The 18,777-nt window shown below is 58.9% G+C and carries 15 protein-coding genes and 1 other RNA gene; 2 read left to right on the top strand and 14 right to left on the bottom strand.

The genetic code is table 11. From position 1 onward, the window contains the following. Positions 1–235: 235 nt before the first annotated feature. From PspCFBP13508_RS20660 to PspCFBP13508_RS20595, 13 genes are all read right to left on the bottom strand, one after another. On the bottom strand, positions 236–895 hold the full coding sequence (locus PspCFBP13508_RS20660) for a hypothetical protein (protein WP_137215544.1): 660 nt from the start codon (positions 893–895) through the stop codon (positions 236–238). A 787-nt stretch (positions 896–1,682) separates the two neighbouring features. After that, a complete protein-coding gene (locus tag PspCFBP13508_RS20655; protein ID WP_137215543.1) occupies positions 1,683–1,958 on the bottom strand; it encodes a hypothetical protein in 276 nt (91 codons plus the stop codon). After that, positions 1,955–2,935, bottom strand: coding sequence for an integrase domain-containing protein (locus tag PspCFBP13508_RS20650; RefSeq protein ID WP_137215578.1), 981 nt, complete (start codon positions 2,933–2,935; stop codon positions 1,955–1,957). Before PspCFBP13508_RS20650 ends, PspCFBP13508_RS20655 begins: the two co-directional genes overlap by 4 nt. Then, on the bottom strand, positions 2,913–3,272 hold the full coding sequence (locus PspCFBP13508_RS20645; RefSeq protein ID WP_124373637.1) for a hypothetical protein: 360 nt from the start codon (positions 3,270–3,272) through the stop codon (positions 2,913–2,915). The genes PspCFBP13508_RS20650 and PspCFBP13508_RS20645 overlap by 23 nt, the downstream gene beginning before the upstream one ends. Further along, positions 3,256–4,656: a YfjI family protein gene (locus PspCFBP13508_RS20640; protein ID WP_137215542.1), complete on the bottom strand. Its 1,401-nt coding sequence runs from the start codon at positions 4,654–4,656 to the stop codon at positions 3,256–3,258. The genes PspCFBP13508_RS20645 and PspCFBP13508_RS20640 overlap by 17 nt, the downstream gene beginning before the upstream one ends. Positions 4,657–5,686: 1,030 nt before the next feature. Next, positions 5,687–6,943, bottom strand: coding sequence for an integrase domain-containing protein (locus PspCFBP13508_RS20630; RefSeq protein ID WP_124373639.1), 1,257 nt, complete (start codon positions 6,941–6,943; stop codon positions 5,687–5,689). 186 nt (positions 6,944–7,129) lie between these two features. Beyond that, positions 7,130–7,518, bottom strand: a transfer-messenger RNA (tmRNA) gene (ssrA, locus tag PspCFBP13508_RS20625). 98 nt (positions 7,519–7,616) lie between these two features. Then, entirely contained in the window at positions 7,617–7,895 is a 279-nt protein-coding gene (locus tag PspCFBP13508_RS20620) for a hypothetical protein (protein ID WP_137215541.1), read from the bottom strand. 129 nt (positions 7,896–8,024) lie between these two features. Then, positions 8,025–10,835 carry an FAD-binding and (Fe-S)-binding domain-containing protein gene (locus PspCFBP13508_RS20615; RefSeq protein ID WP_137215540.1) on the bottom strand — a complete coding sequence of 937 codons (2,811 nt, stop codon included), beginning with the start codon at positions 10,833–10,835 and terminating at the stop codon, positions 8,025–8,027. Further along, positions 10,832–11,503, bottom strand: a complete 672-nt coding sequence (locus PspCFBP13508_RS20610; RefSeq protein ID WP_137215539.1) for a lactate utilization protein — start codon at positions 11,501–11,503, stop codon at positions 10,832–10,834. Before PspCFBP13508_RS20610 ends, PspCFBP13508_RS20615 begins: the two co-directional genes overlap by 4 nt. Continuing rightward, positions 11,500–12,957 carry a LutB/LldF family L-lactate oxidation iron-sulfur protein gene (locus tag PspCFBP13508_RS20605; RefSeq protein WP_137215538.1) on the bottom strand — a complete coding sequence of 486 codons (1,458 nt, stop codon included), beginning with the start codon at positions 12,955–12,957 and terminating at the stop codon, positions 11,500–11,502. The genes PspCFBP13508_RS20610 and PspCFBP13508_RS20605 overlap by 4 nt, the downstream gene beginning before the upstream one ends. After that, positions 12,954–13,778: a (Fe-S)-binding protein gene (locus PspCFBP13508_RS20600; protein WP_137215537.1), complete on the bottom strand. Its 825-nt coding sequence runs from the start codon at positions 13,776–13,778 to the stop codon at positions 12,954–12,956. The genes PspCFBP13508_RS20605 and PspCFBP13508_RS20600 overlap by 4 nt, the downstream gene beginning before the upstream one ends. A 149-nt stretch (positions 13,779–13,927) precedes the next feature. After that, positions 13,928–15,622 (bottom strand): lactate permease LctP family transporter, encoded by a 1,695-nt coding sequence (locus PspCFBP13508_RS20595; RefSeq protein WP_137215536.1) that lies wholly within the window; start codon positions 15,620–15,622, stop codon positions 13,928–13,930. A 263-nt stretch (positions 15,623–15,885) separates the two neighbouring features. Here PspCFBP13508_RS20595 and PspCFBP13508_RS20590 point away from each other — a divergent pair, with 263 nt between their 5' ends. Next, complete coding sequence (locus PspCFBP13508_RS20590) at positions 15,886–16,653, top strand: FCD domain-containing protein (protein ID WP_016771775.1); 768 nt, start codon at positions 15,886–15,888, stop codon at positions 16,651–16,653. A 117-nt stretch (positions 16,654–16,770) separates the two neighbouring features. Here PspCFBP13508_RS20590 and smpB read toward each other — a convergent pair whose 3' ends face one another. Next, on the bottom strand, positions 16,771–17,253 hold the full coding sequence (smpB, locus tag PspCFBP13508_RS20585) for an SsrA-binding protein SmpB (RefSeq protein ID WP_007953781.1): 483 nt from the start codon (positions 17,251–17,253) through the stop codon (positions 16,771–16,773). Positions 17,254–17,372: 119 nt separating this feature from the next. Here smpB and PspCFBP13508_RS20580 point away from each other — a divergent pair, with 119 nt between their 5' ends. Next, positions 17,373–18,776, top strand: coding sequence for a sodium-dependent transporter (locus PspCFBP13508_RS20580; RefSeq protein WP_137215535.1), 1,404 nt, complete (start codon positions 17,373–17,375; stop codon positions 18,774–18,776). Position 18,777: the final 1 nt, after the last annotated feature.

Raw genomic sequence — 18,777 nt, 5'->3', positions numbered from 1 at the left:
CCTCGAACTAACTGCGGTGCCAAGGAAGTTTTATCCAATAGCTGTCCTGGTTCAAGAGAGCGAGCCAAGATTTCGGCGCTTCTCCTGATGTGTGCCACTGCACCCTCGGCCGGGAAAAAAGCAGCCAACTTTCGACCATAATAAAATATCACTCGTGGTTTCTAAATATGTCAGGTAGAGGGCTGCGCAAGCTTTAAAAAATATGTAGTTGCCATGGTTTTTATTTAGACGGATTTTAAGGTCCTGTTTGCTGGACCCTTTTTTGCACGTCTTGGAACGATGCGACGCCTTCACAGTTGCGGGTGACGTGTTCCAAATATATTTCGCCATGTGTCGGTGTGTTTGTCCAGTAAGTTCCTCTAAGTGTAAGTTGATCGCCAGCCAGCTTTAGTTCGCCAGCGCCGCTTGTTAAAGAGTTTGCGCCAGAGAATAGCTTGCGCAACTCGAAAACGTAACAAAGACGAGTTGTATCTGTTTTTGAGCTTTTCAACAGAGCCTCGAGGCGTGACTCACCTTCTTGGTGCTCGGTAAAGGATTGGACAGAAAGAGTTAGGTAAGTTTGGCGAATCACAAAGAAAATGGGGATGATCAATCGGTTGCCATCAACTGCTCCGAAGTCGGACCGCAGTTCCCCCTTCCAAATGCCGTGAACGATCGGGCGGCTCATCCACTTTGCAAGTCGTTCCCAGCGCCAAGCGACCTTCGTAAATACACCAAATAATAGAACTCCCAATCCAAGTGCCGAACTGAATGCTTTCCAGGCCGCAGAGGCAACGGGTGTGTGGAAGCACTTCCATTGAACTAGGAAGCATGCAAGGCAGAGCAGGCCAAGCAGGTAGCCAAAAACCTTTAGAAGGCGTTCGAATTCTGCGGTTGTTAGACTGAGATGGTTCACTTATGCATTCCACTTATCGTTTGTGCACCGTTCTCATAGAGTTGTACATCCCCATCGGCGGATACCACTGCCGCAATTTCAACCTGAGGTAGAGTCGAGATTAAAAGTGCGGTCATTTGGCGAGCGCCATGCGGCCAGTCAGCGTGCGGATTGGCGAGCGCTGCGTCTAAAGGTGGCGAAACGAACTGCGCGACGTGAGTGAGGTTTCCACTATTTGCTTCTATAAGGTGGAAGCCATCGTGTCTAGTGCTTCGTCGTGTGGCCAACGAGGCGAGAGTGAGCATGACATTATTCTCACCAGAAACCGGCAGGTCAGGCTGTGCATTTGGTACCGATCCAAGAGGGACTACAGGCAAGCCCTCTATTGTCGAGTAAGCGATAACCCCAAGCCCAACGAAATCGGCAGGTCTATCTGCTGCAAGCTTCAAGAGCAGTTTGCGAAAGCATGCTCGGTCTATCAACTAAATCCCCTACATTTATGTGTGCGCCGTAAGGGAGCGGAGCATCCCACCTTTCTCCATCTTGTCGCAAGCGTGAGCTTTTTAACGTTCACCTCCGGTCCGGACACTTCTGGATACATCTTCAGTGAGAGCAAACAAATCAGCGACAAACGACCCACTCTTCGTTCAATCGAATGAGCTAGGTCGGTTATTTCGAATGGTAAGTCTCAGCCTTTTTTGCCGTTGTGGGGGTGTGCTCCGAAAAGTTTGCTCAGCAAGAGGATGCCACGCTGAGATAGATGAATGCGGACAAGCTAGCCTGGAAGGCTGCCTACCCACGACTCGAGTTAGATCAGCATTTCTCGGTCATTCCCTAATCGTTTCCAGATCAATAGGGCGGTGAGTCGATAGTAATACCGGGTGGCGTCGGAGTGGTCCTCCAGGTGCTGAGTGAGAAACCAGCGCACGTGCTTGAGCTGCCAGGTCCAGGGATTGTCTCGCTGCCATCGTTGTTGAATGGCCGCTTGCATGACTCGGGCTTGGCGTAGGTGGCGTTGCTGCGTGACCTTTGAGCCATTCAGTACGCCGCTCAGGAACAGCGCCATATCGAAGGGTTTGGTCACGCTCGACCTCCAATGTAGGCCGAAACTACATCGATCCGGTTATGCCCGAGTTCAAGGCTGATCTGTTTCCGCGCCTGTTGATCAAGGTCACGGTCAAGGCGATAGCAGTGGCCACCATTGACCGGTGCGGCGTGGCCAGTGAGCTGTTCGTAACGCTCGCAGGCGTAGGCTGCTCTCAGTTCATGAAAGCCCTTCAGCCCGTGTTCATGTAGCGTGTCGCGGGCGGGGAGCACGGTCTGTTGCAGGAACGCGGCGTAGCTTTCGTCTCGGGCCAGCAGGTTGCGACTATGGGGCGGCGACGCATGACGAGCCAACTGCAGCGCCGCCTTCACCTCTTCATTAGCCACAACCCATCGCGGCGCTGATGCCCCTGAACGGCCGCCTTTGGTGCCGTCCTGAATGTTGATGCGGCCTAAGTGTTTGGCTTCGCGTTGCAGTCGTGGCAGGTCAGCCAGGATCGCTTCGCGCAGGCGCATGCCGGTTTCTCGGGCCAACAGGACAATCACCGCCACCCGCTCGTGTTGCCGTTCGCCAAGCACCTTAAGCACTCGCCGCAGCTGTTGGCGGTCTTGGCCATCCGGTGCACGGGGGCGTACGGTCGAGCGTTTCTGTCCCAACGCCTGACTCGGGCTGGCGATCCTCACGTCCTGATTACCGCGCAGCGCAGCGAGGGTACGGTTGACGCTGCTGAGGCGGTTCTGCGCGGTAGCGATGCAGAGTTCACCTTGCTGGATCTGCTGGCGCAGGTATGCGGCGTAGTCCTGCAGCGTCTGTCGATCGATCTGGCGCGCATCGTTGTAACCGGGACCCTCCTCTGACCGACACCAACGCACGAACGCTTGCCAGCGATCGCTATGCGCTTTGACCGTGGCGAAGTGGCCGCCGGCAAACAGATCCTTGAGTGCTTGTGGACCGGCGTAGCTCAGCTGGCGGCCATAGCCAAAGTTGCGACCCTCACGCCGACCGACCAAGGCCATCATCATCACCGTTTTCGTTTGTTTGCAGAAAGAGCAGCAAGGCTTTCCAGTGGGGGCTGAGCCTGTCCATCTGCTGCCAGTGTGTCGGGCGGATCAGGAGGACGTTCTCCCGGTGTTGCAGCAGCGCCCCTTCCTCACGCAGTTGCTCGATCAGCAGGGCGATGTTGGCAGGGTCCAGAGGTGGTGTGGCGACAGCGGCGACAGTGGCGACAACCCGCGTCGTTCCTGGCCTGGCGCGTGGCGACAGGGTGGCGACAGAGGCGGCGACACGCTGCGACTCGGGCGGCGCTTGATGTTGCGCCTGGTAGCGGCGCACCGCGTCATTGAGGCGAAACATGGCGGACCTCGAAAGTTTTTCCGTCGCGGCAGCTCAGCCAGCGATGAGTGATCAGCAGGACCAATAACGAGGCGGTATGGTCAGCGCTCTTGCGGGCAAAACGAGGACCGTTGCGATTGACGTCGCGGATGGTGAAGTGGGCCCAGCCTTTCTGCACCAGCCAGCGCAGCAGCCGATCCGCCTCTTCACATCGGCTATTGACCGGCTCTTGTTCGGTCAAGCGCTGGATCTCGGCCAAGTAGTAATCCATCAACGTGGAGGCGCGCTGGATGTGTGCTTCCTCCAACGCACTGGCCTCTTCAACCAGAGCGAGCACGCCCGCGATACGCAGTACATTCGCCGCGGCCTTACCCGCGACGGGCTGGACGCCGGCCAGCTCGCCGAACTCGCCAGACTGGCACTCGATGGTGTCGTGAATATCAATCCAGGTACGACGGGCGCGGGGAGTCAGCTCCAGCGTGGTCGGATTGAGTGATCCATCCTTGTGAAGCGACCAGGGCTTTTGCAGCAGGGCGGTGATCCGTTGTTGGTAGCGCTGGATTTTAGTATCCCGGCTCAGGTCGATTGCCTTGTAGAGCCGCTGGCCGGCCAGGCGCTCGGGCCAACTGATCAGGCAACGGCCCAGGATGCCTTGGCCCTTGATCACCGGGTCTTTGAACAGCTGGTTGGCCAGGTAAGGCTGCAGCATTAGATGCAGGCTGAGGCGGCGATCATAGGCACGCAGGCTTTCCCCAACCATGGAGCGCGCCCGGTCGATCGGGCTGCCATCCCACAGTGTCGACAAGGTGGTGATCGCCTTGAGCAGATTTTCTTTGCTCATGGTGCTGCTGCCCAAGAACTGGCCACCTTCATCATTGAACAAGCCCATGCTGGGCAGGCCATGGCACAGGCTTTTGACCAGGGCCTCAATAGTGGGCTCGGCAATGATCAGTCTCGGCGGTACCGGCTCGGATAGTTCGCTGACTTCCGCCTCTGCGTGTTTTTTTGAGGTTTTGGGTTTGGCCATGATGCTGGTAGCGGCGCGATAGGCTTTGAGCTTTTCTGCATACAGGGTCCACTGCTGTCGTTCCCAGTCGCGCGCCGCTTTCAGTGCCAGGTGATCCACCGCGCTTTTGCGATCACCCGAGGACGCCACCGTCAGTAGGTAGAGGGATAGCGGATAGGTTCGGCCATCGAGTTGGACATTCGCATGACCCTGGCTCACAAGAGCGGCACTGGCCAGCACCGATTGTGCGGCCATGGCGCAGGGCACGCCGATCACCTCGGCCAGTCGTTCAACCGCAGGTCCCAACAGTTCTCCGAGTGCTTCGACCGGGTAGGGCAGTGGCGCCTGCTGAGATTCCAGCAATGGTTGTGGTGGCTCGAACGCTTCGCACAGTTGCATCGCACTTCTCCTGAGATTATCGACTTCGTCCTCACTCATCCCGCCACGGTTGTTGAGTGTTATCAGGGATCAAGGCCCCTGCGACCTGTGAGGTTTGTCCACTCACGCGGGACTGACGGCTCCTTACGGCCGGGAGCTTGGGCATCTCATGATCTGGCCTCCTGAACACTTCCGAAGAAGTGGGCGGGTGGAGGCTGCATTGGCTGACGACACCATCGCCGCGAGATCCTGAGTCGGGTGAAGGCAGTAATGCGATGACTGGGGCATGCCTGACTGTCAGTCAGGTGCAGTCCATTCCCTGGGCTGCGGCACCATCATCGGCATCGCTGTTGTTGGTGATTTTTCGGTGTTTGTCACGCCGATTGTCACGAGGGGGAAAGCCGCAAAGCCCCATGCGAGCGGGGCTGCAGCAGTGTGAGATGCGCCCGTCTCTTTAGGGGGTAAAGAGACGGGCAAAAGGTTGGCGCAAGAAATGGCCACGCAGATAAGTTGCTGCAGAGCAGCCAGGAGGGGGCATGAGTTGCCGCAGTGGGCATTCTGGAAGAAGTGGCATCCATCACATCGCTGTGACCGTGCGAGCCGCCGGACGCTAATCGCACTTTGGGGGGGAACCACCACAATGTGGCGTAGCCTCAAAGGTTCTGGCTACCTGGGTGCTGTCGAGGACAGCGCTTGTATAGTTTGGTTTAGCGCTCGTTCTGCTAGCGGTCAACAGTATTTGGGGGCGACTTTTGCGCCAATCGGTAGCGCTGGAAGACCTTGGAGACCGGTGGCTTTCCATGGCCGGGTGGTCGTTCGTCGGTTTTTAATGTGAGCCCATGCGCGTGGGAATGCGGAGCCTTCCCGCTCGCATGGGCTTGGCCGAGAAAGCCCCAAGAGGGAGGCTTGCAACGGCGACAGTCGCCACTTCTGTCGCCATGCTGCAAACTAGGTATTACGCGGGTTGTCGCCGGTGTCGCCGCTGTCGCCAAATCAACCATCTCTCCATCTGGGGAGTCATTTTCGGTTACCGGCGGCATCCGGTGAGCGCTCACCGTATAGGCACGACGTTGTGGTCTCTGGTTTGATTGATCGCAGATGCCGACAGGTTGCCAGTGGCCGCTTTCTGGATGTGCTCGCTCCACCAAGCCATCATCGGACGCCGGCGTTCGATGTAGTCAGCTCGGTTGTAAGCGCTTCGGACTTCGTCCTTGTCGACATGCGCCAGCGCGACTTCGATCAGCTCTGGATCCCAGCCATGCTCGTTCAGGATGGTGCTAGCCATGGAGCGCATGCCGTGGCTGACCAAGCGGTCCTGGAAGCCCATGCGTTTCAACGCCATGTTGGCGGTCTGGCTGTTGGCGTGGGTGCGCGGATTCCTATCTGCCGGGAACACGTATTCCCTGTGGCCGCTGTGGGGCTTGAGCGTCTCCAGTAACGCGAGTACCTGTTCGGTCAGCGGGATGGTGTGCGGACGACGCTTTTTCATACGCTCCGGCGGGATGGTCCAGATGCGTTTGTCAAAGTCGATGTCTACCCATCGGGTGGTAGCCGCTTCGGCAGGACGGGTCATGGTGTGCAGTTGCCATTCGATCAGGCAGCGGGTGATTCGCTTGATGCTGGCGTTCGCGATTTCGATCATGAGCTCGGGTAGCTCTTCGGGTCGTAGCGCGGCCATGTTCTCTTTCTTGGGCTTCTTGAAGACCGCCCGAATGCCGCTGAGAGGGTTAGCGAAAATCAGTCCGGAGTTCACCCCGTAAGTCATGATCTCGTTGAGTCGTTGGCTCAGCCTCTTCACTGTTTCGAGGCTGCCTTTGGCCTCAATCGGGCGAAGGAGCTTGATCACCATAGGAGCACTGACTTCAGAAAGCGGCGTCGATTTCATGCTCGGAAAAACATGCAGCGTGAGTGAACGCCAAATGTCCTCGGCATACGCTGGCGTCACTGAGTCTTTCTTCAGTTCGAACCAGGCGGTGGCTATCTTCTCGAAGGTGTGTTCGGTCTCAGCCAGCCTGGCTTGCCTTTGCTCATCGCGCTGGGCTTTGGGATCAATGCCTTGAGCAAGTAGCTCTCGCGCCTCGACTGCTTTCTTCCGAGCATTCGCTAATGAGAGGTCGGGGTATGGACCGAGCGCCATATTAAGACGGCTTCTGGTCAACGGCTCGCGATAATTGAAATTCCACATCATCGAGCCGCTGGCGCGTACTCGAAGCTGCAGGCCGTCGCCGTCGCTGAGGACGAAGTCTTTACCAGTTGCCTTGACTGCCTTGAGCTGGCGATCGGAGAGGCGGGTTGCGTTAGTAGGCATGGGGGCTACCTCCAGCACCGTTTTGGTATCCTGAAAATAGCATTTGGCCGTCCGGGATACCACCTGGGATACCAAAGCGCCTGGAACTCAGAAACCCTGTAAAGCCCCCATAAGCGCTGAAACCCCTGTATTTACTGGATTTCAGGCACAAAAAAAGACGTCCATGGACGTCTTTAGATGATGAAGTGGTGGAGCCGGGGGGATTTGAACCCCCGTCCGCCAGTACTCCGCTGTCGGTACTACATGCGTAGCCGTGTCTATTAAGTTAACCCTCAGCGACCCGACGGGCAGGGTGCTTTGGGCGAGTTGTGTAAGTTTTAGCCGCTTCGTCCACAACGTACTGCACGGCGATTCTGTTCTATATGACAATCATTTCGGGTTTACAGACATCCCCTGATGATTGCTGGACCCGAAGGTACCAGGAGCATTGTCAGCTGCAATTAAGCAGCGAGAGCAACACCGTATTGGTCGTCATTGGCAACTATAAGTAGTTGCAACAGTGGATTTACGACTTCTGTTACCAAGTCGGCATGCACCTAGAGTTTCGCAACCGGCGTCGAATCCTAAACGGCCCCGAACTCATTGCCCGGTGAATCTGATCGGGCAACAAGCGTGCACAGTGTACGTCAATCTGCCGACGAGGCCAACCCGCAGGTTGGCCCGTCAATATGGATCAGTTGTTGGTGCCGGTGGATTTGCGCAGTTCGACGATGGTTTGCGAGGTTTCCGCAATGCAATCGTCGATTTTGCCTTGAGCCTTGAGCGCCTCGGCCTTGCTCACACTGGCGTTAGCGCGCTGGCTCAGTTCCGGATTCGCTGACAGCTGCCCCTTGGCATTGTTGATGGTCTGAATATTGGCATCACACAGGTCAGCAGGCTTGTCTTCGGCGAACGAAGTGGACGCCATCATCGAGGCAGTAACGAACAGACCTAACAGTACAGAACGCTTCATGTGTATCTCCTTGAACTGAGGGATCCAGGCTTCGCTGACCGCTGGGCGAGCCATCGAATGGAGGAAAAGCCCCGATTTGTCAGGGCCTGTTCTGTGGATTGCCGTCTCGCTCAAGAGTTCTATTTTTTTTCAGACAGCCTTCGCCCGGGTCACTCGATCCACCAGATAAACCAGCCCGTGGTAGTCGATTCCGCCATGTTGGGTCAGGCCGATTTCGCACGTGCGGCTGGTGGAAATGCCCTCGCTGCAGTGCTGCACGGCGTCCTTGAGCGTACGCAGCGAATGGCTGTTCAGCTCCGGCGTGGTGAAGCCTTTGTCGCCGGCAAATCCGCAGCAATGTATGCCTTCGGGAATTACCACGGTGTTGCTGCATTTGCGCGCCAGATCGATCAGCGCCTGGCTTTCGCCCAAGTGCTGAGTGCTGCAGGTCACGTGCACGGCAATCGGCGCTTGCTGGGGTGTGAAGTCCAGGCGATCCAGCAGATGCGTACGGATGAAGCGCACCGGATCGTACAGATCCAGTCGCGTTTCGCCGATGTCCTGAACCAGTCGCAACGTACACGGGCTGGTGTCGCAATAGATCGGGTCGAGGCCGCCGCGACTGGCGTGGAGCAGGGCGCTGATCAGTTCCTGGCGCTTGTGCTCGGCCTGTTCGGCGTAGCCTTTGGAGGCGAACGGCTGGCCGCAGCAGAGATTGTCCTGGTTGTCGGGAAAGACGACCTGGTAACCGGCCTTTTCCAGCAGGCCACGGGTTTTGTCGTATAGCGACATCTGTTCTTTGTCGCCCGCCGCCGGGCCCATGACCCGCGAGACGCAAGCTGCCAGATAAACCACGCGCGGGCGCTCGTCGGCCACGCTCGGGCTGAAGCGAATGGCTTTTTCCGGTTGTGGCATGGCGTTGGTCCACAGCGGCACCTGGCCTTTGGACAAGCGCGTCAGCGTCGCCGACAACTTTGCCAGACGCGGTGCGCCGAGCATCATTCGCGCGCCGTTGGCGACGTGCAGGGTGAAGCGTGCGCCTTGCAGGGTTTTGGCGAAATTTCCTTCGATCCAGTCAGCGGTTTTCTGATGCGTGGCGTGTCGGCCACGGAGCTTTTTCACCAGTTCGCCGGTGTTGATGCCTACAGGGCAGCGTTGCGCACACAGGCCGGTCGCGGCGCAGGTGTCGATGCCTTGGTACTCGTAGGCTTTTTCCAGTTCTGTGGTGTCGACGCCGGCGCGCTTTTTCGCCTGGATATCGCGCCAGATCACGATGCGCTGGCGCGGGCTCAAAGTCAGGCCTTTCGATGGGCAGACCGGTTCGCAAAAACCGCACTCGATGCACTTGTCCACAATCTCGTCAGCGGCCGGCAGCGGTTTCAGGTGCTTGAGGTGGATCTGCGGATCTTCGCTGAGCACCACGTCCGGATTGAGAATGCCGTTGGGGTCGAGCAGGCGTTTGAGCTGCCACATAAGTTGATAGGCGTCGCTGCCCCATTCCAGTTCCACGAACGGCGCCATGTTGCGGCCGGTGCCGTGTTCGGCTTTCAGCGAGCCGCCGAATTCCACCGCGACCAGTTGCGCGACGTCGTCCATGAACGCTTGGTAGCGTGCGATTTCTTCCGGGCTGTTGAAGCCTTGGGTGAAGACGAAGTGCAGATTGCCTTCCAGTGCGTGTCCGAAAAGGATCGCTTCGTCGTAGGCATGTTTGTCGAACAGCTCGATCAGGCGATTGACGCCGATGGCCAGTTGTTCGACCGGGAAGGTCACGTCTTCGATGATCACCGTGGTGCCGGTTTTGCGCACGGCGCCGACGGCGGGGAAGGTGTCTTTGCGGATGGCCCAGAGGCGGGCGTTTTCCACCGGATCTTCGGTGAAGTCGACCTGCTTCTCTACGGGGAAATCGCGCAGGGACGCCATGATTTGCCCCAGTTGCTCCTGTAGCAATGTCGACGTGGCGGCGCGGGATTCGATGAGCAGCGCGCAGGCATTTTCCGACAGCAGCTGTACGAAAGCGGGCATGCCTTTTTTGTCCTGCACCGAGCGCAGACTGCGTCGGTCGAGCAACTCCACCGCTGACACCGGTTGGCTTTTCAGCACGGTCACCGCGTTGCAGCAGGTTTCGACATTGGGGAACACGATCAGCGCCGAGGCCTTGTTCGGGTGATCGATGACGGTGTCGTAAGTCACCGCGCTGATGAAGCCGAGCGTGCCTTCGGAGCCGACCAGCAGGTGGCTCAGGATATCCACAGGCTCGTCGAAATCCACCAAGGCGTTGAGCGACAGGCCGGTGGTATTTTTCAGACGGTATTTGTGGCGGATTCTTGCGGCCAGTTCGGCGTTGGCGCGGGTCTCGCGACCCAATGTCGCCAAGCGTTCGAGCAACTCGCCGTGGCTGGAGCGAAATGCCGCGACGCTGGCAGGGTCTTCAGTGTCGAGGCGCGTGCCATCGGCCAGCACCAGGCGAATCCCGGCCAGGGTGTGATAGGTATTCTGCGCGGTGCCACAGCACATGCCGCTGGCGTTGTTGGCGACGATGCCGCCGATCTTGCAAGCATTGATCGACGCCGGGTCCGGGCCGATCTTGCGTCCGAACGGTGCCAGCCAGGCGTTGGCCTGCGCGCCGATCACTCCCGGTTGCAGGCGGATTTGCGTGCCCTGGCCGCGAATCTCGCGGGCGTTCCAGTTATCCCCAAGCACGATCAGCACGGAGTCGCTGATCGCCTGCCCGGACAGGCTGGTGCCGGCGGCGCGGAAGGTCACCGGCACGTTGTCGCGCTGAGCCAGTTGCAGCAGCGCCACTACCTCATCTTCGGACTCAACGCGGATCACCAGTTTCGGGATCAGTCGATAGAAACTGGCGTCGGTGCCAAAGGCCAGGGTCGACAGCGGATCGTCGAAGCGCCGGTCTGCTGGAATCAGTTGCTCGGCATCACGCAAGAAAGCGGCAGGAAGACTCATTGATCCTCCAGAATCAGCACGACCAGATCTTTCGGGCCATGCGCGCCGTAGGCGAGGACCTGTTCAATATCGGCGGTTTTCGACGGGCCGGAGACCAGCAGCGCGTTGGTCGGCATGCCTTGCGCCCATTCGAATTCCTCTTGCACCTGATAGAAGTTGTCGCGGATTTCGCTGGCCTTGAGCAGGGCGAAATGCACCGGCGGCACCAGGCTCATCAAGCGTGGTTCCTCACGGGTAGGCCAGATGATCAGGCTGCCGGTTGCGGCGATCGCACCGAGGGTGCCGGTGAGGCTGGCCGGGGTGTCGTTGAACAGCTCGGCTTTCCACGCTTCCATTGGCCGGTCGTAGGACTTCAGTTCTGGCAGCTCGGGATTGTTCGCCCAGTGCTGTGCGATGCGTTGCCCGTGCGGTGTGGTCGGTGCGATCAGCAGGCTCGGCAATTGGCGGTCGCGCAGCAGTTGCGCCAGTAATGCCGGCCACTCGGCGCCCGAGGTCAGGTGGATTTCGGTGTGCACCGCTTCCATCAGTTTGCGCAGTTGCGGGATGCGTTGCTCGGCGCTGTAGGTGTAGGGCTGAGTGACCAGATCGACGTCGAAGTTGTCGGCAATTGGCGTGGTGCCGGTCAGACTTTTCCGCAGCTTGCCGAGGATATTTTGCTTGGCGCTCATCGACGCTCTCCCTGTTTGCCCAGATGCTCGCGGGCCATGTCATGCAACGAACGCGCGGCCGGTTTTGGCGCGCTGTGGTTTTGCGTCCATGGGCCGACATTGCTCGGCGTAAGGGCGCGCAGGCGCGTGGCGAAAAAAGCGAACAAGCGGTACAGCGTCGGCGAGCTGTTGAGTCTGGCCCAGGCGTTCCAGATGAACCGTTCCTTGCGCGAATACTTGCTGCCCTGACCGCGCATCACCTGATTCGGCGCGTCCGGAGCTTTGACGTTTTCCTCACGCAGACGGCGCAGGATCGCCGGGATCGGAATCTTCACCGGGCAGACTTCACCGCAGGCGCCGCACAGTGAGGACGCGCTCGGGTGGTCCGGGACCTTGGCCAGGCCGACCATATGCGGGGTGATGATTTTGCCGATCGGCCCCGGATAAACCTCGCCATAAGTGTGGCCGCCCACTCGCGTGTATACCGGGCAATGATTCATGCAGGCGCCGCAGCGGATGCAGTTCAGGGTCTGGCGCAATTCACTGTCGGCGAAAGCCTGGCTGCGACCGTTGTCGAGCAGCACCAGATGCACTTCCTGCGGGCCATCGAGTTCGTGTTCCTTGCGCGGGCCGGAGATCATGTTGACGTAAGTGGTGATCGGAATGCCCAGCGCCGAGCGCGTCAGCAGTGACAGCAGCGGCACCACGTCGCGCAGGTTCTCCACGACTTTTTCGATGCCGGTAACGGCGATATGCACCGGCGGCACGGTGGTGGTCATGCGCCCGTTGCCTTCGTTTTCCACCAGCAGCAGGGTGCCGGTTTCGGCGACGGCGAAGTTGACGCCGGAGACGCCGATGTCGGCTTCGAAGAATTTCTGCCGCAGGACCCTGCGACCGATCTGAATGAGTTGGTCAACGTCCTTGGTGTATTCCACGCCAAGTTTGTCGTGGAACAAGGACGCGACCTGACCGGCATTCTTGTGGATCGCCGGCATAATGATGTGTGAAGGCTTCTCGTGGTCGAGCTGGACGATGTACTCCCCCATGTCGGACTCCAGACATTCAATGTCCCGAGCCTCGAGGAAATGGTTCATCTCCATCTCTTCGCTGACCATCGATTTGCCCTTGATCACTTGCCGCGCCTCGTGAGCGCGGATGATCGATAAGACGATGCCATTGGCCTCGTCCACCGTTTCCGCCCAGTGCACTGTCACACCGTTGCGGGTCAGGTTCTGTTCCAGTTGCTCGAGCAGGTCGGGCAACTTGGACAGCGCGCGGGCCTTGATCGAATTGCCCAGTGCGCGCAAATTTTCTCTTTCTTCGGGATCACTGAAAGCGGCTGCCCGCTTGGTCATCAGTGAATCCATGGCAGTGCGGAAGTTGTTCCGCAGCTGCTGATCACCCAAGGCATTGTGTGCCCGGGTTCGGAAGTCTTCTTCTACGGCGACCGTAGGAATAATCGTCGAGGTGCTCATTGCGCACCTCCGGTTCGCTGCCAGAGGAAGCTTGCCAGATGTTGCCCGCGTAACGCTTCCTGCTGTTTCTCCAGCGCGCCGTTGATGTTCATCAAACAGCCGCAGTCGGCACTCAGTACCTTGTGCGCGCCGGATTCTTTCAACGCACGGGTCTTGTCAGCCACCATCGCGCCGGAAATGTCTGGCATACGGACGCTGAATGTCCCACCGAAGCCACAGCATTCGCTTTCGTGGTCGTGATTAACCCGCTCCACATTGCTCAACTGCGCCAACAACTCGCGGCCGTGCAGGTGGGTGTTCATTTCGCGGCGTGCCGAACACGAGGTGTGCAGCGCGACTTTCACCGGTTCGCCGCTGTCCTTGAGCTGCACCTTGCAGACGAACAGTAGAAACTCGGCCAGTTCATAAGTGCGCGCCGCAAGGGCCTGCACCTGTTTCAACGTTTCCGGCTCGTCCTTGAACAAGTCGGCGTAATGCTCGCGCAGCATGCCGGCGCAGGAACCCGACGGCACCACCACCGGATAATCGCCGACAAACAACGCCAGTTGCGAGCGCGCTACCGTCCGCGCCTGCTCGGTGTAACCCGAGGTGTAGGCCGGTTGGCCGCAGCAGCTCTGCCCTTGCGGATACTCGACCCGGATCCCTTCGCGCTCCAGCAGATGGATCGCGTCCATTCCGGCTTCGGGGTAGAACAGGTCGACCACACACGTGCCGAACAGGTAGACCCGCGACGGTTTTTCGCTGGGGTATTGCCGAGGTTCGGGCAGTGGCGGTGCCACGCGGGTCGCGTTCGGCACGGCGTTGTAAAAAAGCTCGCTCATCAGGCGTGTCTCCGGGTGGGCCCGGTTATCCGTCTGCTGCGGCTGCCGAATATAAAGCGCATTGCTTTCAGCAGCCTTACAGACCCGGTGGTGAATTGCTGACGCCGGATCACGGGCCGGCGTCGGTTATTTCCGTCTTTCTTGTAGGTTTAGTGCACCAGCATGCCGGTGAACCAGTAGGCCTGAGCCAAGGTGATCAAACCGACGATGGTTGCAAAGAATAGGCTGTGCTTGAGGGTGAAGCGGAACAGATCCGATTCCTTGCCGACCAGACCGGTCGCGGCGCAGGCCACGGCGATCGATTGCGGCGAGATCATCTTGCCGGTCACGCCGCCGCTGGTATTGGCCGCCACCAGCAAAGTGTCGTTGACGCCGATCTGGTGGGCGGTGGTCGCTTGCAACGAACTGAACAGCGCGTTCGACGACGTATCCGAACCGGTGAGGAATACGCCCAGCCAACCGAGGAACGGCGAGAAGAACGGGAACGCGGCGCCAGTACCCGCCAGCACCAGGGCCATGGTCGAGGACATGCCGGAGTAGTTGGTGACGAAGGCGAACGCCAGCACCATGCCGATCGACAGGATTGGCCAGCGCAGTTCGTAGAAGGTCTCTTTCAAAGTGGTCAGACCAGTTTTGAAATTGATCTTCAGTACCAGCATCGAAATCAGCGCGGAGAAGAAAATCGCCGTGCCGGTGGCGGAAATCGGGTCGAGTTTGAACACCGCTGGAATCGCGGTCGGGTTGGCCACGATCGGCGCAGTCTTGATCACCAGTTGATCAAGGTGCGGAATCGCGAAGTTGAACACCCAGCCGTACATCGAGCCGCCGGCAGCGAACATCGCTTTGAAAGGCTTCAGCGTCCAGATCGTCACCAGCACGGTGAGGATCAGGAACGGCGACCACGCCTTGAAAATTTCCCCGAGGCTGTAGGGCGAAGCGACGGTGGTGCGCTTCTGGCCGAAGCCGCCGACGCTGGCGCTGACCACCGAAGCGGACACGGCGCCAACGATGTGCTGGCCGGCGGCGCGACGTGGTTGCCAGACCTTGAGGAACAGGGTCAGGGAAATCAGGCTGGCCAGTGCCGAGGTGATGTCCGGCAGTTCCGGGCCGATGAAGTTGGAGGTGAAGTATTGGGTGATGGCGAAACTCAAGCCTGCCACCAGCGCGGCCGGCCAGGTTTCGCGCACACCGCGCAGGCCGTCCATCATGAATACCAGCCAGAACGGCACGAACAGCGACAGCAGTGGCAGCTGGCGACCGGTCATGGCGCCTATCTTGAAAGCGTCGATGCCAGTAACCTGGCCTGCAACGATGATCGGAATCCCCAGCGCGCCGAACGCTACCGGCGCAGTGTTGGCAATCAGGCACAAGCCGGCGGCGTACAGCGGGTTGAAGCCCAGTCCTACAAGGAGTGCGGCAGTAATCGCGACCGGCGCGCCGAAACCGGCGGCGCCTTCCAGAAATGCGCCGAAGCAGAAACCGATCAGCAACACCTGCAAGCGCTGGTCATCGGTGATCGACAGGACCGAGCTGCGGATGACCTCGAACTGACCGCTTTTCACCGTCAGTTTGTAGAGGAACACCGCTGCGACAATGATCCAGGCAATCGGCCACAGGCCATAAGCGAAACCGTAACCAGCGGCGGCGAAGGCCATGTCCACTGGCATCTGGAAGGCGAAAATCGCCACGGCAATCGAAAGCGCGAGGGTGATGCTGCCGGCCACATGGCCTTTGAGGCGGAACACCGCCAGGGCGAGAAAGAAGAACAAGATGGGAATGACGGCCGCGAGAGCGGAGACGCCAAGGCTGCCGAGCGGACTGTAGAGCTGTTGCCAGGTTTGCATGGTGGGGTGGCCCCTAATTGTTGTTGGTCAGGCACTGTGAGCAATCTTGGATAATTGGTAAGACCAATTTACAAGCGCTGTCGGCTAGGGTAAAAGCCTTGATGTCGGTGTGTCAATTTGCCGCTCTGAAACTTTCGTCGAAGATACGGTGCAGAGAGCAACTGATTCGCTTTGGCGAAGTGGTGTCTGGCAGGTGTCGGCGGCGCGCGGATAGGCCAGAATAGACACCCCGGCGAGCGGTCGGGATCGTGGAGAAATGAGTTATGGGCTTTGATCAGATACGTCAGCGCCGTTTGTCTGACGATATTGTCGAGCGCCTCGAGGGGATGATCCTCGAGGGCACGCTGAAGTCGGGCGAGCGGTTGCCGGCCGAGCGCACGCTGGCCGAACAATTTGGCGTATCACGCCCGTCGTTGCGCGAGGCGATTCAGAAACTCGCGGCCAAAGGCTTGCTGGTCAGTCGCCAGGGCGGCGGCAATTATGTGGTGGAAGGCCTGGGTTCGACGTTCAGCGATCCGCTGTTGCAATTGCTTGAAAGCAATCCCGAAGCGCAACGTGATTTGCTCGAATTCCGGCATACCCTGGAGGCATCGTGCGCCTATTACGCCGCATTGCGCGCCACCGATGTCGATCGCGAGCGCCTGACCGCTGCCTTCGAAGAGCTGCAGGATTGCTACTCGCGCCATGAAGAAGTCAGCCGGGCGGAGGAGGGCGCGGCGGATGCCAAGTTTCATCTGGCGATTGCCGAGGCCAGCCATAACGCGGTGTTGCTGCATACGATTCGCGGACTGTTCGATCTGCTCAAGCGCAACGTCGTGACCAACATCGGCGGCATGTACAAGCAGCGCACGGAAACCCGCGACATGCTGATCTCGCAGCATCGGGAATTGTATCTGGCGATTATCGAAGGGCGCGCCGAGCAGGCGCGGGAAGTGTCCAGCCGACATATCCTGTATGTGCAGGAGGTGCTGGAAGAGGTGCGTCAGGAAGTACAGCGCATGGCTCGCGCGGAGCGGCGCAAGGGGATGTGATCAGATGTGGTTGGGTTGATGCTGAAATAGCTTTCGCGAGCAGGCTCGCTCCCACCTTTGAAATGCATTCCAAGGTGGGAGCGAGCCTGCTCGCGAATTGGTGCTAAAGGAGGAAGATCAGTCTTCCTTGCCCTTGTTGCGCACCGCACGCTGCAATTCACGACCGGCATCGCGCTCGCGCTCGGTGTCACGCTTGTCGTATTCCTTCTTGCCCTTGCCCAGAGCGATCTCGCACTTGACCATGTGCTTGCTCCAGTACCAGGAAAGGCAGACGCAGGCGTAACCCTTTTGCTGCACGGCGGCGGCAAGCTTGTCCAGCTCGCGGCGGTTGAGCAGCAGTTTGCGTGTGCGCACCGGGTCGGCGATGACGTGGGTGCTTGCGGTCATCAACGGCGTGATGTGGCTGCCAAGCAACCACGCTTCGCCGTCCTTGAGCAGGACGTAGCTGTCGACCAGCTGCAACTTGCTCGCCCGCAGACTTTTTACTTCCCAGCCGGCCAGGACCAGACCAGCCTCGAACTTGTGCTCGATGAAGTAATCGTGTCGCGCCTTTTTGTTCTGCGCGATGGTCCCTGTTGGGTGTTTCTTCTGTTTAGCCATAGGGGCGGCATTATATGGAGTTGTTCGGCTGTCGGCTACGGTGTTGCTGCGTGCTTGAGCAGGTTGAGTGAATCCCGGACAATGCGGCCTCTTTTTCTAACGCTTGGGCGTGATAAACGATGTCGACAGACAAGGTTTCTGTCCACGGCAGTTGGGCTAGCCGCTGGGTATTCATACTCGCCGCGACCGGTTCGGCCGTGGGACTGGGTAGTATCTGGAAGTTCCCCTACATGGTCGGGGTCTACGGCGGCGGCGCCTTCGTGCTGATGTTTCTGGCATGCATCGCGCTCATCGGTGTCCCGGTCATGCTCGCGGAAACCCTGATCGGCCGGCGCGCCCGGCAAAGTCCGGCGAACGCCTTGAAGGTGCTGGCGCTGGAAGCAGGGCACTCGGCCAAATGGTCGTGGGGCGCGTTTGCCGGGATGATCACGGCCCTGCTGATTCTGTCTTTCTACAGTGTGGTCGGTGGTTGGTCGCTGGATTACATCGTCGACATGGGCCGTGGAGATTTCCAGGGCGCGACGGCCGATCAGGTCGGCGCCTATTTCGGCAATGTCATCTCCAATCCATGGCGTCTGACACTTTGGCACACGGTTTTCATGCTGCTGTCGGCCTTCGTGATCGCCAAAGGCGTGGTCGCCGGGCTTGAACGCAGCCTGCGAATCATGATGCCGCTGCTGTTCGTGATGATTCTGGTGCTGCTGGGCTACAGCATGACCACCGGGCATTTCATGGAAGGCGTGCATTTCATGTTCGACTTCCACCCGGAAAAAGTCCTCGACGGTCTGCTGCCAGCGATGGGGCACGCGTTCTTCTCGCTGAGCGTCGGCGTTGGTTCGATCATGATCTACGGCGCCTACATGCCGAAGAACACCTCGCTGTCGGGCACGGTGGTCGGTGTCGCGCTGCTGGATACTTTTGTATCGCTGGTCGCCGGTCTGGCTTTGTTTCCGATTGTGTTCGCCGCTGGCCTGAACCCAAGCGAAGGCCCGGGGCTGATGTTCGTCAGCCTGCCATTTGCTTTTGGTAATGTATTTTTCGGTCAGTTGATGGGCGTTGTGTTCTTCGTGCTGGTCGCGGTGGCTGCCTGGAGTTCGGCAATTTCCCTGCTCGAACCAATGGTGGCTTACCTGGTAGAGCGCACTAAAATCAGCCGCATCTGGGTGACGTTCTGGCTTGCGTTCACCTGCTGGTTCGTTGGTCTGGGCACGGTGTTTTCTTTCAATATCTGGAAGGAAGCCAAGTTTTTCGTGAACGAAGGCGGAGCGTTCAGCCTCTATCTATGGGGTGCGCAGAGCGGTCTCGACTTCTTCGGCGTGATCGATTTCTTCACCTCGCGGATCATGTTGCCCCTCGGTGGCTTGTGTTTCGTGCTGTTCGCGGGATGGGTGATGGGGCGTGAAGCGGTGCGGGATGAATTGTCCATCCGCAGCCCGGTTCTGTTTGCCTTGTCCCTGTTCTTGATGCGCTACGTGGCGCCTATCGGCATTCTTGTAGTCTTTGCCGCTCAGCTCTGGAAGTAAC

It is taken from the genome of Pseudomonas sp. CFBP13508, assembly GCF_005233515.1.
Classification (GTDB): domain Bacteria; phylum Pseudomonadota; class Gammaproteobacteria; order Pseudomonadales; family Pseudomonadaceae; genus Aquipseudomonas; species Aquipseudomonas mercuritolerans.
The sequence above is the reverse complement of the archived record's forward strand: the minus strand, read 5'-3'. Positions and strand labels throughout refer to the sequence as shown.

Excerpts from the sequence above, each read along its gene's own strand:
- PspCFBP13508_RS20650 (WP_137215578.1), bottom strand. The coding sequence starts at position 2,935 with ATGGCCTTGGTCGGTCGGCGTGAGGGTCGCAACTTTGGCTATGGCCGC.
- PspCFBP13508_RS20645 (WP_124373637.1), bottom strand. The coding sequence starts at position 3,272 with ATGTTTCGCCTCAATGACGCGGTGCGCCGCTACCAGGCGCAACATCAA.
- PspCFBP13508_RS20640 (WP_137215542.1), bottom strand. The coding sequence starts at position 4,656 with ATGCAACTGTGCGAAGCGTTCGAGCCACCACAACCATTGCTGGAATCT.
- PspCFBP13508_RS20630 (WP_124373639.1), bottom strand. The coding sequence starts at position 6,943 with ATGCCTACTAACGCAACCCGCCTCTCCGATCGCCAGCTCAAGGCAGTC.
- PspCFBP13508_RS20620 (WP_137215541.1), bottom strand. The coding sequence starts at position 7,895 with ATGAAGCGTTCTGTACTGTTAGGTCTGTTCGTTACTGCCTCGATGATG.
- PspCFBP13508_RS20615 (WP_137215540.1), bottom strand. The coding sequence starts at position 10,835 with ATGAGTCTTCCTGCCGCTTTCTTGCGTGATGCCGAGCAACTGATTCCA.
- PspCFBP13508_RS20610 (WP_137215539.1), bottom strand. The coding sequence starts at position 11,503 with ATGAGCGCCAAGCAAAATATCCTCGGCAAGCTGCGGAAAAGTCTGACC.
- PspCFBP13508_RS20605 (WP_137215538.1), bottom strand. The coding sequence starts at position 12,957 with ATGAGCACCTCGACGATTATTCCTACGGTCGCCGTAGAAGAAGACTTC.
- PspCFBP13508_RS20600 (WP_137215537.1), bottom strand. The coding sequence starts at position 13,778 with ATGAGCGAGCTTTTTTACAACGCCGTGCCGAACGCGACCCGCGTGGCA.
- PspCFBP13508_RS20595 (WP_137215536.1), bottom strand. The coding sequence starts at position 15,622 with ATGCAAACCTGGCAACAGCTCTACAGTCCGCTCGGCAGCCTTGGCGTC.
- PspCFBP13508_RS20590 (WP_016771775.1), top strand. The coding sequence starts at position 15,886 with ATGGGCTTTGATCAGATACGTCAGCGCCGTTTGTCTGACGATATTGTC.
- smpB (WP_007953781.1), bottom strand. The coding sequence starts at position 17,253 with ATGGCTAAACAGAAGAAACACCCAACAGGGACCATCGCGCAGAACAAA.
- PspCFBP13508_RS20580 (WP_137215535.1), top strand. The coding sequence starts at position 17,373 with ATGTCGACAGACAAGGTTTCTGTCCACGGCAGTTGGGCTAGCCGCTGG.